Source organism: Inquilinus sp. KBS0705 (genome assembly GCA_005938025.2).
In the GTDB taxonomy this organism is placed as follows: Bacteria; Bacteroidota; Bacteroidia; order Sphingobacteriales; family Sphingobacteriaceae; genus Mucilaginibacter.
In genome coordinates, this window is sequence record VCCI02000002.1 from 412,080 (window position 1) to 426,668 (window position 14,589).

10 protein-coding genes and 1 pseudogene are annotated in these 14,589 nt (G+C 43.7%); 5 read left to right on the forward strand and 6 right to left on the reverse strand.

The genetic code is table 11. The features are described 5' to 3' along the window. Nucleotides 1-27 precede the first annotated feature (27 nt). Complete coding sequence (locus FFF34_013245; GenBank protein ID TSD64859.1) at nucleotides 28-2,604, reverse strand: ligase-associated DNA damage response DEXH box helicase; 2,577 nt, start codon at nucleotides 2,602-2,604, stop codon at nucleotides 28-30. A 64-nt stretch (nucleotides 2,605-2,668) separates the two neighbouring features. On the opposite strand from FFF34_013245, the gene FFF34_013250 reads away from it, so the two are divergent. After that, nucleotides 2,669-3,331 carry a hypothetical protein gene (locus tag FFF34_013250; GenBank protein ID TSD64860.1) on the forward strand — a complete coding sequence of 221 codons (663 nt, stop codon included), beginning with the start codon at nucleotides 2,669-2,671 and terminating at the stop codon, nucleotides 3,329-3,331. A 48-nt stretch (nucleotides 3,332-3,379) separates the two neighbouring features. Here FFF34_013250 and FFF34_013255 read toward each other — a convergent pair whose 3' ends face one another. The 4 genes and pseudogenes from FFF34_013255 to nagB form a co-directional block, all read right to left on the reverse strand. Then, nucleotides 3,380-6,244: an insulinase family protein gene (locus FFF34_013255; protein ID TSD64861.1), complete on the reverse strand. Its 2,865-nt coding sequence runs from the start codon at nucleotides 6,242-6,244 to the stop codon at nucleotides 3,380-3,382. Between the two features lie 103 nt (nucleotides 6,245-6,347). After that, nucleotides 6,348-7,460, reverse strand: a complete 1,113-nt coding sequence (locus FFF34_013260; protein TSD64862.1) for a DUF5009 domain-containing protein — start codon at nucleotides 7,458-7,460, stop codon at nucleotides 6,348-6,350. A 31-nt stretch (nucleotides 7,461-7,491) separates the two neighbouring features. Beyond that, a pseudogene (locus FFF34_013265) lies at nucleotides 7,492-7,845 on the reverse strand (four helix bundle protein). 64 nt (nucleotides 7,846-7,909) lie between these two features. Then, on the reverse strand, nucleotides 7,910-9,829 hold the full coding sequence (gene nagB / locus FFF34_013270) for a glucosamine-6-phosphate deaminase (GenBank protein ID TSD64863.1): 1,920 nt from the start codon (nucleotides 9,827-9,829) through the stop codon (nucleotides 7,910-7,912). Between the two features lie 112 nt (nucleotides 9,830-9,941). Between nagB and FFF34_013275 the strand changes: the two genes are divergently transcribed. Continuing rightward, entirely contained in the window at nucleotides 9,942-11,135 is a 1,194-nt protein-coding gene (locus FFF34_013275; GenBank protein ID TSD64864.1) for an anhydro-N-acetylmuramic acid kinase, read from the forward strand. A 6-nt stretch (nucleotides 11,136-11,141) separates the two neighbouring features. Here FFF34_013275 and FFF34_013280 read toward each other — a convergent pair whose 3' ends face one another. Then, nucleotides 11,142-11,699 carry a deaminase gene (locus FFF34_013280; GenBank protein ID TSD64865.1) on the reverse strand — a complete coding sequence of 186 codons (558 nt, stop codon included), beginning with the start codon at nucleotides 11,697-11,699 and terminating at the stop codon, nucleotides 11,142-11,144. A 125-nt stretch (nucleotides 11,700-11,824) separates the two neighbouring features. On the opposite strand from FFF34_013280, the gene FFF34_013285 reads away from it, so the two are divergent. The 3 genes from FFF34_013285 (at nucleotide 11,825) to FFF34_013295 (ending at nucleotide 14,552) form a co-directional block, all read left to right on the forward strand. Beyond that, the gene (locus FFF34_013285) at nucleotides 11,825-12,271 is read left to right on the forward strand and encodes a cytochrome B (GenBank protein ID TSD64866.1); all 447 of its coding nucleotides are present in this window, start codon (nucleotides 11,825-11,827) and stop codon (nucleotides 12,269-12,271) included. Between the two features lie 217 nt (nucleotides 12,272-12,488). Continuing rightward, nucleotides 12,489-13,898 carry an anthranilate synthase component I family protein gene (locus FFF34_013290; protein ID TSD64867.1) on the forward strand — a complete coding sequence of 470 codons (1,410 nt, stop codon included), beginning with the start codon at nucleotides 12,489-12,491 and terminating at the stop codon, nucleotides 13,896-13,898. Nucleotides 13,899-13,982: 84 nt separating this feature from the next. After that, entirely contained in the window at nucleotides 13,983-14,552 is a 570-nt protein-coding gene (locus FFF34_013295) for an aminodeoxychorismate/anthranilate synthase component II (GenBank protein ID TSD64868.1), read from the forward strand. Nucleotides 14,553-14,589: the final 37 nt, after the last annotated feature.

Below are 14,589 nucleotides of genomic sequence, written 5' to 3' on the forward strand. Positions count from 1 at the left end.
AGCCGTCCTTTTTTTGTTTATCGCTATTTAAAATCCCCTTTTACGGGTTACACCAATGCGGCGTGGCGGCTTAGGCGATATTTTTTCAGCGTCTTCTTCATCTACGCTGTATCTGCGGGCCATTTTAGCAATCCGCTCTTCCATTGTCTCCGTACTAAGGCGTTCGCGGCCAAGGCTATCAACCAATATAGGGAAGGCAAACGGAGTAGGGCGTTCAATAACTTTTAATACAATACTTTGGGTGGCTATACGCTGCAAGGCGGCGCGCAACCTAAATTCCTCTAACTGAAAGGCCAGTGCTTCGTTGTAGGCCTGGCGCACCAGCAGGTTGTCGGGCTCGTACTCGTTAAACACCTCAAACAACAACGAAGTAGAAGCTTGCAGGTGCTTGTTTTTTACCTGCTGCCCCGGGTAGCCGGTGAAAACCAAGCCGCCAATATGGGCAATATCCCTAAAACGGCGACGGGCCATCTCGTTGGCGTTTAAACTGTTTTGTATATCGGCTATAAGGTTGTTTATAGAAAAGAAATCCGCATCTTCCAAAACTTGCTCTATAGGTATATCCTCGTCGGTAAGCAGTTCAAAGCCATAATCATTCATGGCGATTGAAAAGCTGGCGGGTTTTATTTTTGATATGCGGTAGGCCAGTAACGATGCCATCCCCTCATGCACCAGCCTGCCCTCAAATGGGTAAAATAATAAGTGGTGCCCTTCCCGCGATTTAAACGACTCTATCAAAAACTCGTGGCTTTGCGGCAAATGCGACAATTTAGCCTGAAGGTCAAATAATGGTTTCAGGGCAACAACTTCTTCATCGGTTTCAATCCCATGCGCCACCTCGTCCAACTTATCGCGGAACACGGCTGATAACTGCGACGATAGCGGCATACGCCCACCTGCCCAACTTGGTATAAGCCCTTTGGTTTTGGTAGACTTTTTTACATAGGCCGTCATTTCCTTCACCTTAATAAACTCCAGGCTGCGACCGGCAAACCAAAAGGTATTACCCGGTTTTAATTTGGCTATAAAGCCCTCCTCTAAAGTACCCAAGCTGCCGCCGCTTAACCATTTTACCCTGATGCTCAGCTCGCTGGTAATGGTGCCAATACTTAGCCTGTGCCGCATAGCCACGCGGCGGTTATTTACTTTATACAAGCCATTTTCTACTTCAACTTTCAAAAATTCATCATACTGGGCAAGAGTTTTACCCCCGTTTGTTATAAAATCTAAAAGCTGATTAAATTCATCGCGTCTTAAATCGGCAAAGGCAAAGCTGCTTTTTACTTCTTTATATAATTCATCGGCTCTGAATCCATCTGATACTGCAAGCGTAACCATGTATTGTATCAATACATCCATAGTAAGGAGCATAGGGTCACGGCTTTCAAATACGCCATTTTTAATGGCCTGTTTTAACGCGGCCCCCTCTAAAAGCTCTAAAGAATGGGTGGGCACAAAATAAGCTTTTGAAATGGCCCCCGGATGGTGCCCGCTGCGCCCTGCGCGTTGCATAAAGCGGGCCACTCCCTTTGGGCTGCCAACTTGCACAACGGTGTCTACGGGCCTAAAATCAACCCCCAGGTCAAGGCTTGATGTGCATACTACCACCTTGAGCATCTCGGCATGCAGGGCCTGCTCAACCCAGTTGCGCAGTTCGTTATCTAACGATCCGTGATGCATGGCCATTACCCCGGCATATTCGGGGTAGTTGTCTAAAATGGCGTGGTACCATATTTCCGACTGCGACCTTGTATTGGTAAATATCAGCGTGGTTTTGCTGCGGGCCACAATTTCCATCACCTGCGGCAGCAACTTTACCCCTATATGCCCTGCCCACGAGTAGTTTTCGATATTATCGGGGATAACGGATTGTATAACCAGGCGTTTATCAATATTGGCCCTAACCATTTTAATTTGATCCGCCGGAAAATCATTACCCAACAATACTTCGGCGGCCTGCTCCAGGTTGCCAATGGTTGCGCTTATACCCCACATTTTAAGTCTGTAGTCTGAAGTCTGAAGTCTGGAAGTCGCGGGGGCTTCAGACTTCAGACTTAAGGCTTTCAACTTGGAAAGCCCCAACTCCACCTGTACCCCACGCTTGGTACCTAATAACTCGTGCCATTCATCTATCACTACTACCTGTAATCCCTGGAAGACCTTTGGATACTCCTTTTGCGCCAGCATTAAGTGCAGGCTTTCGGGTGTGGTAAGTAATACTTCGGGTAGTTTCTTTTTAAGCGCGGCTTTCTCGGCTGCCGATGTATCGCCGGTACGCGTCATGATGCGCCAAGGCAGGCCTATATCGTCGCACACTTCCTGCATGGCTTTGCGTATATCGTTGGTTAGGGCGCGCAATGGCGTTATCCAAAGCATAAGTAAGCCGTTATTTTTTTTGGAGGTGTAACTATCGGGGTTTTTATTAATGAAATCCGCAAGGAAGGGCAAAAACAGCGCAAATGTTTTACCGCTGCCTGTTGGGGCATTTAACAGGCCCGAATAGCCCGAAAGATAAGCCCCTTCCATTTCTTTTTGAAACGGAAACTGTTTCCAGTGCTTATCCTTATACCATTGCTGTATTACCTGCTGACCTTTTGACGCCATTATTAATAACCAACAAAATAGCTTTTTGCGGGTTATGTATCAACCATTAAACAATTAAAATGTTATGACCATTAAAGGATATACATATGCGCTGATACTATTTGCCGCTGTAACAGCGGTATCGTGCGGGCGGCCATCACCTACCCGGGCAAATAGTGACAGCACTAATACAGTAGACGAGAAAGTAGAAAAGGATACTGTTATAAAAGCCGATACCACTACTTCGAAATCGCCAACAGCGGCACAACTAATAGTGCCCGGCAAAAGCGTTGGGCAAACAACTATAAACGAAGCCGCCGAAAGTGTACATAAAAAACTGGGCAATGCCGACGATGGCGATGCGGCCATGGGTAAAAGCATGAGCATTTGGTATGCTAACCATGATACTGTCGGCTACAAAACGCAGATATATTTTTCGAGAAACATGGGTAACGATGAAACCAGCCGTGTTAAACAAATACGTGTTACATCGCCGTGGTTTAAGGTGAGCGATGCCATACACGCCGGTGCGCCGTTAAAAAATGCGGCACAAGCTTTTAAACTAACACCATCCGGAACGTTTACTGAGAAAGGTAATACCTATACCATTTACGACGATACAACGTCGGGCATAGCCTTTGAGGCTAATAACCACGATATCTGTACAGGAATAGTGGTTTATGAACCCGGCAAGGCAGCAGGAGCCACCTACTTGCCCTTTTATCCTGATTTTAAACCTGTAAAATAAAAAAGACGCCTTGTATTTTAAGGCGTCTTTTGATCATAAAAACAATCCTTATTTCTTTTCGGGCATCAGGATAAGCTTTATCAGGTTGGTACCGCTTAAGTATTTATTTGCAGCATCTTTAGTGCTTTGCACAGTTATTTGTTCGAGGTTTTTTACGTGGCTAAGTATTTCATCCGGGTTTTGATCGTTTTGCGCGGCAGCGGCCAAAAAGCCCGACCACGAGATATTTTGTTTCATTTGCACCTGTGTAGAACGTGCTTCTTCTGATACAAATTTTTGTATGTCTTCTGGCTGTGCTCCCGCTTGTTTAATTTTCGCTATTTCCTCTGTAGTTGCATTTATCAACTTGTCTACATTAGCAGCCGAGCAGGTGAACGATATAGTGATAGAATAACGCCCCGCCGGATTTTTTTGATAGCTTGCCCTAACGCCGGGCGCATAAACGCCGCTTTCCTGTTCGCGCAGGCGCTGTATCAGCTTAATATTCAATACCTCTTCAAGGGCATCCATTTGCAGGTTGTTAGCGTCGTTAAAAACATAGTCGCCACTGTATACCATTTGCACGCTTGCCTTGTCATCTAAGCCTTTATAAACGGTTTTAGTGATTTGGCCCGCTGGCGGATGAACGTTTAAATTTTTAAATGTTTCCTTTTTATTGGTTGATGGCAATGCACCTAAGTAAGCCTCTATAAGCGGTTTTACAAACACAGGTTTAAATGCCCCAACAAATACAAAGGTAAAACCGCTGGCATCAGCAAATCTGTCTTTATAAAAGCTGTAAGCTTTATCTAACGATGCGGAATTTAGGCGATCGATGGTAGTTACCATTCCGCGGAAATTATAATTGCTTAAAACGGCCGATATGGTATCCTGGTAAACACTGCCAGGGTCAACACCACGGGTAGCTAAAATTGATTTTGTTTGGCTTATGTTACCCTGCCATATATCGGCATCCTTACGAGGTTGGGTAAAGTATAAATAGATCAATTGTAAGGCCGTTTCAAAATCAGCAGGGGAAGAACTGCCTCTCACACCCTGTGTAATTTCGCCTATATATGGCGAAACACTTACATTTTTATCACTCAGCATTTTATCAAGCTGGCCCTGGTTAAATTCGGATATCCCGCTATTACCAATAATGGCACTTGATAAGTTGGCCGATGTATAATCGGCATCGCTTGCTAATGATGTACCGCCAAAGCCAAAGCTGCTTATTAGTATCTGGTCGTTTTTAAAATCGGTTGGCTTTAAAATTACCTTTACGCCGTTACCCAAAGTATAAGTGGTAGTCCCGATAGACTCGTCGGTTGTTTCGTTTACCACAGTGGTACCGCCTTCGGGTAATTTGCTCATTAACGGCTTGCTGGTAACATTATCTACATAAGCACTAATGTTATTACCGGCAGTGCCTATCCAGTTTAATACTGTTTTTTCATCCGGCAGGTTGTCCTTTTCTTTTTCGGGTCCTTCAACAATTACTACACGGTTTTGGTCGCTGATAAATTTGCCGGCTAAAGCGTTTACATCTTCAAGGGTTACTTTATTAATGTTATTAACATAAAAACTATATTCAAACTCGATACCCGGTATTGCCTCACCTTTTAGAAAGTGCTGCTGGTACTCGCGCACATAGCTTGATGAATTTGTTTTATCACGCTCGTTATAAGAATTTTGCATGCCAACTAACGACGCTTGCTTGGCGCGCTCCAATTCGGTAAGTGTAAATCCAAATTTGCGGGCACGTTCAGTTTCGGCAACAAGGGCTTTAACCGCTGTTTCCAGGCCACCGGGTTTCGATACTGTTATAGATGTAAAAGCATCCTGCTTGCCTATTAATGGTGCATAGGTAGCCCTTGCAAATAAAAATGGTGGCTCGGGTTTTTGTAAAAGCTCGCCAAGGCGCTGGTTTAGCATATAATTAAATAATGATACGCGCACACCATCCATATAGCCGGCGGCGGTTTTAATTATTTTTTGCGGGTGCTTCACCACAATTTGTGCAAGTGTGTAAGGAAATTCTTTATCGGTAGCTATTTTTACTACAGTACCCGGCGTTGGTGCAACGGTATAATCGGGCCTTGGTTTTTCGGCAATCGGGTTTTTTAAACCCGAGAAATTTGCTTTTATAAGCTGCTCTACCTGTTTTACATCAAAATCGCCAACAGCAATTACGGCTTGCATATCTGGCCGGTACCAATCGGCGTAAAAACTTTTTATAGTAGCGGCATCAAAGTTTTTTAGTATTTCTTCTTTACCAATAGGCAAGCGTGCTGCATATCTCGAATTATTTAATAATACCGGCAGTGTTTGCAGACTTAAACGCTCTTGCGCGTTTTTACCACGAAGGCGCTCTTCTTCTAACACTACACCACGCTCTTTGTCCAGTTCGGTTTGGTCAAAGGTGATATAGCCCGCCCAGTTGGCCAATATGTTAAAGCCCTTCTCAAAAACCTGCGCACTATCGGTAGGTAAGGGTAATTGATATACAGTTTCGTCAAAAGAGGTATAGGCATTTAAATCGGCACCAAACTTCACCCCAGATTTTTGAAGATAATCTACCAGTTGGTTTTTCGGATAATCGCGCGTACCGTTAAAAGCCATATGCTCGGTAAAGTGTGCAAGGCCCAGTTGTGTGTCTGTCTCTAATATCGATCCGGCTTTGTTAACCAGGTAAAGGTCGGCACGTTTTTGTGGTTGCTCGTTATGGCGAATGTAATACGTTAAGCCGTTAGGTAATTTACCAATTATAACAGCGGCATCAATAGGTAAAGCTGTTGGTTTTAGCTGCTCGGCAGCCGCTACCGGTTTGCGTTTGGGTGATGGGTTTGGTTTCTTTTTAACCTGGCCAAATGCACAACCCGTTGCTATAACAAAAGCTAACGCGGTTACAGAAATTTTTCTGTTCAAATTCATAAATTAATTAGGGATTAAAGCACTAAGATGCAAAACGAATTTTTTAGTTGCAAATTGTTTTAATAGCTGTAAAATAGCTTTTGATGAAGCAGAGACAACAAATTTAAATTTTTATAAATATTTTATTTTTATAAAACACCCACATTACCAGCCACAATACCGCTACTATAAATATTGCACCAGCCAAAGAGGCATTTACAGGAGAAAAATATGGTGCAAAGAAAAACTCATAAATAGACTTTTTACCAATATGCACTAAGTTTAAATAATGCGGTATAAAGCCCGATAATACATAAGCTGTTATAGCGTTAGCGCCAAAGACAACAAACGGATAAGTAAAGCGCTTATGCCCCTGTACATCTATCAGCCAAAAAGATATGGCCAAACCTATAGTAGCCAGCCCGCCAGTGTACAATACAAACGAGCTTGTCCATAAAGCTTTATTAATAGGGAAGAACAGATCCCAAAACAAGGCTATTACAACAGCTATAGTGCCGTAGGTAAACATCCAGCTCACCTTTGTGCTGTCGTCACGGTCTTTACGTTTTAGCCAGCTGCCCACGCGTATACCAAAAAGGCCCGTGCCTATAGCAGGCAATGTGCCCAGCAAGCCTTCAGGATCCCAGGTTTTTGATGATCGCCAAAGGTGGTCGGTAGTAAATACCAGGCGGTCTATCCAGGCACCCATATTGGTTTCGGGGTTAAGGTTAGCATAACCCACACCCGGTACCGGTATAAACGTCATGATGATATAATAGCCTATCAATACGGCTACGAGCAGCCAATCGCGGGTTTTTTGTGATGTTTTTAAGTATAGTATAGTGCAAATAAAGTATACCAGTGCAATACGTGGTAATACACCCGGTAACCTAAGTTTAGACACATCAAAGTTCCAACGAAGAATAAGCTGCGAACACCAGGTGATGAGCAGTAAAATTATAGTACGGCGCAAAGCGGCCAAGATCATTTTAGACTGACTGGCACCGCTTGCCTTTTTGCTTTCCATAGCATACACTATAGATACCCCCACCATAAACAGGAAAAAAGGAAACACCAGGTCGGTGGGTGTACAGCCGTTCCACTCGGAGTGCTCCAGCGGTGCGTAAATATGCCCCCAATCGCCGGGGTCATTAACCAATATCATGCAGGCAATGGTTAACCCGCGAAAAACATCAAGAGAGAGCAGTCGTCCGGGTTTGGTAATGTTTTTATTCATTTGTTTTACGTTTGACGTAGTATGTTTTACGTTATTTCCTTACTTTTTCGACTAGATTAATATTCATTGCTCTTACCTTATTTACGTGTTCTTGCAGTATTACAAACTGTTCCATGGATAAATAGTTAAGGTCTTAAGCCAAAATTATTAGGTAATCAGTTTCATTAGCCGATCCTAATGCGATTTGTAGAAAATTAGCAAAATCTTGCGCCGTATAGCGTCCACATCCTTCAGAAATATTGCAAGCAATTGATACGCATGCTCTTCTGAGTTGAGATGTTACCCCAAAGGTTTCTTCCTTAGGGAAACCCTTAGAAAACTCATACACTTTTAATGACAGTTTATGCGCTTCCTGCCATAAAAGTAAATCTTTAAAGTTTTGCATTATTTTAATTATTCTTTTTTGCTTAATCAAAACGTATTACGAAAAACGTATCACGTACAACCCTTTAAAACTTATACCGTACAAAGGCTTCCATGGCTGCATACTCGGCCATACCCAGCTTGTCGTAGTTTTGGGCGGTCTCGCGGTTGCGGTCCTCAGCGCGTACCCAAAACTCGCGCATGTCATCGCCAGGGAAAACCGGCGTATCTTTTTGCGACTGGTGCTTAAAAATGGCATAGCGTTTACGCAGCACTTCATTTGGCGATAAGGGTACCGCCATCTCTATCTCGTGGGTGGCAAACTCGTGCCATGCACCGCGGTACATCCATACCCAGCAATCTTTTACCCAATCTTCTGTTTCGCGCAATTTTCTTAGGGCGGCAATAATAATATTAAAACAAACTACGTGCGTACCATGCGGGTCGGCAAAGTCGCCGGCGGTGAAAACCTGTCGGGGCTTTACTTTTTGCAGCAATTCCATAGTTAGTTTTACATCTTCTTCGCCAACCGAATTTTTTTGTGTTTTCCCGGTCTCGTAAAACGGCAGGGCCTGGAAATGGATATTACTATCAGGCAGCCCCGCATAGCGCGCGCCCGATATGGCCTCGGTTTTGCGGATGAAGCCTTTTACGTTACGTATCTCCTGCGTATCTATCTGGTTGGGGCGTTTATGGCTTACAAACTCGCGCATATCGGCATAAATGCCTTTTAATTTGCTTGCATCCTCGCCCACGCTTTCTTTAAAGTCGATAGCAAACTCAACATAGCGGAGCACGTCATCGTCCCAAACAGCCGTGTTACCCGATGTTTGGTAGGCTACATGCACATCGTGCCCCTGGTCTACCAAACGGATGAACGTGCCACCCATCGATATTACATCATCATCAGGATGCGGAGAAAATACGATGGAGCGCTTTTTAGCGGGCTCGGCCCTTTCAGGTCTTTGGCTGTCATCGGCACCCGGCTTACCACCCGGCCAGCCGGTGATGGTATGCTGCACCTGGTTAAATATATCAATGTTAATCTCGTATACCGGGCCTTGTTCAACAGCCAGTTGGGCCATACCATGTGCGTTATAATCTTCTTCGGTTAGTTTTAAAATGGGTTTGCCTACAGTACCCGATAGCCATATCACGGCTTTCTTTTTTAGCATATTATCCCATACGCAGTCTTTTACCAGCCATGGTGTATCAAAACGGGTGAGCGCTGATGCGGCACCCTCGTCCAGTATAAATTCAACATGATCTGACAATTGCAGGTAAGTGGCCGGCACTTCACCCGATAGTTCACCCTCTACAGCTTTGCGAATGATGGGTGCTTTTTTAGTGCTCCATGCCATCAGCAATATTTCGCGGGCCTTAAATATAGTACCCACGCCCATGGTGATGGCTTTGGTGGGTACATTCTCTTTACCACCAAAATCGCGCGAAGCATCACGGCGGGTCAAATCATCCAAAGTAACCAGCCTGGTGCCGGAGTTAGGTGCAGAACCGGGTTCGTTAAAGCCGATGTGGCCGGTACGGCCAATACCTAATAGCTGTAGATCCAAGCCGCCTAATTCTTCTATCTGCTTCTCATAGTTCAAACAAAAGGCAGCTACCGCTTCGGCAGATAATGTACCATCAGGGATATGTACATTATTTTTGTCAATATCCACATGGTCAAATAAATTCTCGTTCATGAAGGTAACGTAGCTTTGCACCGCATCGGGCTGCATCGGGAAATACTCGTCGAGGTTAAAGGTAATTACACCTTTAAATGATAATCCCTCCTGTTGATGCATCCTAACCAGCTCTGCATAAACCTGTATGGGGGTTACGCCGGTTGCCAGGCCAAGTACTGCCGGTTGGCCGGCGGCTTGCTTTTCGTGTATCAGTTTGGCTATGCGTGCCGCTACCGCTAACGATGCTGTGCGCTGATCGGCATAAACGGTTACCGGTAGCTTTTCGTAGCGTGTTTCTTCAAGTAGGTTTAATCTGGCCATATAAATAGGGTTGTAATAGGATATAAAGGGTAAAAACAAATATATCAGATATTTACATACAGGGCATTTTAATTTATCTTTTGTGAAGCAGGGTAAAAATGTAATTTAGGGCATGCCAAAACTAAATGTTAACCTGCAAAAGCTATTTTCTATCGCCAAAAAAGACGAAAAGTTGGGTGTTGGGCTAATGTCGGGTACATCATTAGACGGGTTGGATATAGCCCTATGCAGCTTTAAAGGGAACGGAGTTAATACCGAATTTAAGCTAAAGCAATTTATCACCATACCCTACCAACAACAGTTTAAACAAGAGGTGCAGCAAGTTTTCGCGCAAAAACAGGTGAGTTTAGAGAAAGTATGTTTACTAAATGAATTTATAGGCAGCTTCCATGGCAAATTGGTGTTACAGGCACTCTCCGAATGGAAAATAGCACCCGCCGAAGTGGATTTTATTGCCAGTCACGGGCAAACCATTTATCATGCGCCTAAAAGCCAGCACAAGCAACCGGGTTATAGCAATGCTACATTGCAAATTGGTGATGCCGACCACCTGGCCGTTAAAACCGGGATATTAACCGTTAGCGATTTTAGGCAGAAACACATTGCAGTAGGCGGCGAGGGCGCCCCCTTAGCTTTATACGGCGATGTCTTATTAGGAAGCCAGCCGGGCGAAAACCGCATACTGCTGAATATCGGTGGTATTGCTAACCTTACCTACCTACCCGCTGATGGCAATACAGACAACGTATTATGCACAGATATTGGCCCCGGCAATACGCTGATAGATGCTGCCTGCCGCGAATATTTTGACAAAGCGTATGACGAAGATTCGGCTATTGCCTATTCGGGCGAGGTGAATGAGGAATTGTTGGAAGCATTGCTGCACCACCCGTTTTTTAATGAAAACTTACCTAAAACCACCGGGCCCGAGCTGTTTAACTTATCTTTCGTAGGTAACGCACAACAGGCATCGCGCACGCTCAACATTGGCAAGGCAGATTTAGTGGCTACACTTAGCGCCTTTACAGGGCGGTCTATCGCCCAATTTATACAGGCCAATTTTAAGGCAGACGATCTTCATGTGTTTACCAGCGGCGGCGGCGCACGCAACCCTTTTGTGGTTAACTATTTAAAGCAGACATTACCCAACGCAAGCATAGGCAACACTGCCGATCTGGGTTTAAACCCCGATGCCAAAGAAGCTATATTGTTTGCGCTGTTAGGTAACGAGGCCCTGTGTGGAAACCCAATAAAAATTGGCAATAACCCCGCTGTGCTGATGGGTAAGTTTAGCTTTCCGCAGTAGGTATACTTAAACTTCCTCTTTAACGTAATGTAGCGCGATGCACCCATTTTTTAAAACTTTGGAGTTGGCCAGTGTTAAGTTGATCTTCTCGGGGATGTCGAAGTTATCAAACAGCTTTCGCCCTTTGCCTACAATAGCCGGGTGTATAACAAAATAAAATTCATCAACCAGGCCAAGCACTGTCAACTGCTCACGCAAATTTACTCCCCCTATAGATATCCTTTTGCCGGGCTGCTCCTTTAGCTTACGTATCACCTCGCCGGGGTTATCTCGCATAATTACCGCATTCCCTTCGACGCTGGTTAATGTTTTCGAAAAAACTATCTTATCTATCTCGGTGATCCTTTTGGCAAATGCAAGCGTATCCGCCGATTCTGTTCCTTCACGGGCCACATCAGCCCAATAAGGGAACATTAGCTCGTACATTTTACGGCCATAAACTATCTGGTCAACATCTTCCATCAGTGCTGTAAAATATTCATGAATTTCCCGGTCGCCGTTAAATTTAGTATGGTCGTAGTTGCCATCTATACTAATATTCATGCCGTAGGTTACTGTTCTCATTTGGGTTGGTTTTAGTTTTATTAAGTAAAAATAGCAGAAACAGCGGATAGGCTGAAGGCCATCTGCGACAAATTGCGGGGTGATTTAAGCCAAGTATTTCTTATATTCGAACCAAATTTCACATTATGAATTTATATAGCTTTTTTAAGTACTTCCACTCGGGTTTCCGTTATATAGTAGTGCTATTGGTAGTAATAGCTATTGTACGCGCCTTTGCCGACTGGGCAGGCAAAAAACCTTACACCGAGGGCAACCGCAAGCTTAACCTGTTTGCCATGATATCGGCACATACGCAGTTTTTGTTGGGCATTATCTTGTACTTTTTAAGCCCTTATGTACAGTTCAACAGCACAACCATGAAAAATTTTGACACCCGTTACTGGACGGTTGAACATATTACTATGATGCTGATCGCCATTGTTTTAATTACCATCGGGCATTCAAAATCAAAAAGAGCATTAACGCCCGTGGCAAAAAACAAGGCTATTGCTATTTTTTATACTATAGCATTTGTTATAGTAGTTATAGCTATAGTGGCCAGTAAAAGGCCCTTTTTGGGCATTACCCATTAAAATAATTGCACAAAAAATTTGCAAATTCATTTTTCTTTATAAATTTGTTCCGCACAATGAAAAAAATCAACCATACAACAAATTGGTGGCACTCAAATAAATTTTGGCGGCCGGATAGTTTTTAATGTGCATTACTAATCAAATGTAAACCTAATTTGAAACCCGGCGAACGCTCAATTCGCCGGGTTTTTTTGTTTAATGTCCTTTTGAGAATAACATGAAAAAATATAAAATTACTACAATCCAAAAGAAGCTGCTGGCCGATACTACAACGCCTGTAAGTATTTACCTGCGCCTTAGGGATGTTTTTCCAAACTCGTTACTACTGGAAAGTTCTGACTATCATAGCAGGGAAAACAGCCTTAGTTTTGTATGCTGTGCCCCTTTTAGCGGTTTGGTTTTAGACGAGGGTAAGCTAAAAAAGAAATTCCCGGATGGAGCAGAAGAGATAATCGCACCGGGTACATTTGATATCACCGAAGAGATCAACAGCTTTTCGGCCAGGTTTGAGGTAGAAGCTAACACATCTAAAATATTATCAAACGGGTTGTTTGGTTATTTTACCCACGAGGCGGTTGAACATTTCGAAACCATCCGCTTAAAAGAAAGTACCGACACTACCCGTAAAATACCGGTAATGCAGTACCATATTTACAGTTATATTATAGCTATAGACCACTTTAAAAACGAACTGTATATTTTCCATAACCATGTTGAGGGCCAAAAGGAAACAAATGGGCTGGAGAAAATTGAAGACCTTATTAAAAATAAAAACTTCCCCGAGTATACCTTTAAAAGCGATGAAGCCGAACAATCAAACTTAACGAACGACGAGTTTATAGCGATAGTGGAGAAAATGAAGCAGCATATTTACCGCGGCGATGTTTTCCAGATAGTACCGTCAAGGGCATTTTCGCGTGGGTTTTTAGGTGATGAATTTAATGTGTACAGGGCGCTGCGCTCAATAAACCCATCGCCGTATTTGTTTTATTTTGATTATGGTGACTTCAGGATATTCGGTTCATCGCCCGAGGCGCAGATTACTATTAAAAACCGTGTAGCCAGCATTTTCCCTATTGCCGGCACGTTTAAGCGCAGCGGGGATGACGAAAAAGATGCAGAGATAGCCCGTAATTTAGAAAACGACCCAAAGGAATCTGCAGAGCATGTTATGCTGGTAGACCTTGCCCGTAACGATCTTAGCCGCCATTGCGAGCAGGTTAGTGTAAAAGCCTTTAAAGGGGTGCAATACTACTCGCACCTTATACATTTGGTATCGCATGTTAGTGGTAAAATAAAAGAGGGCACATCATCATTTAAAATTGTGGCCGATACTTTCCCGGCAGGCACATTAAGCGGGGCGCCAAAATACCGTGCTATGGAGATAATAGACGAAAACGAAAAAAGCAAACGTAGCTTTTATAGCGGCGCTATTGGCTTTTTTGGCTTTAACGGCGATTTTAACCACGCCATTATGATACGCTCGTTTTTAAGTAAGAACAATACTTTGCACTACCAGGCAGGGGCTGGTATTGTAGCCGGGTCGGTAGCCGAAAGTGAATTAAAAGAGGTTGACAATAAAATAGCCGCGCTGCGCAAAGCAATTGAGCTTGCAGAGGAATTATAGCGGCTGATTGGTAGTTAGAGAATAGGGATTAGGCAAGCATAACAGGAATGAGGAGCTAAATCCTGTAAATAAAAGTTAGAAAAAATGAAAAACATATTAATAATTGATAATTACGATTCTTTCACCTACAACCTGGTGCATTTGGTAAACGAGTTAGGTTTGCAATGTGATGTGTGGAGAAACGACCAGTTTGATATAAACGATGTTGATAAATACAGCCACATTATCCTTTCGCCGGGGCCGGGCATTCCATCTGAGGCTGGTTTACTTTTACAAGTGATTGAGAAGTATGCCCCAACAAAAAGCATGTTTGGCGTATGTTTGGGGCAGCAGGCCATAGCCGAGGTGTTTGGCGGACAGTTATACAATCTGCCGCAGCCTATGCACGGTATTGCCACCCCCATAAAAGTAACTGATAGCAGCGAAAAACTTTTTGATGGGTTACCCGATACCATCAAGGTTGGCCGTTATCACTCGTGGGTGGTTGAAAAGGATCTGCCCGCAGTATTGGTAACCACTGCTATAGATGAAGAAGACGGGTCGGTAATGGCCCTGCGACATAAAACATATAATGTGCGCGGCGTACAGTTCCATCCCGAATCGGTACTAACCGAGTATGGTAAAGAAATGATGCAGAACTGGTTAAATGCTTAAGTTTACAAAAATCAAAATCGCTATTTGGCCTAACAAG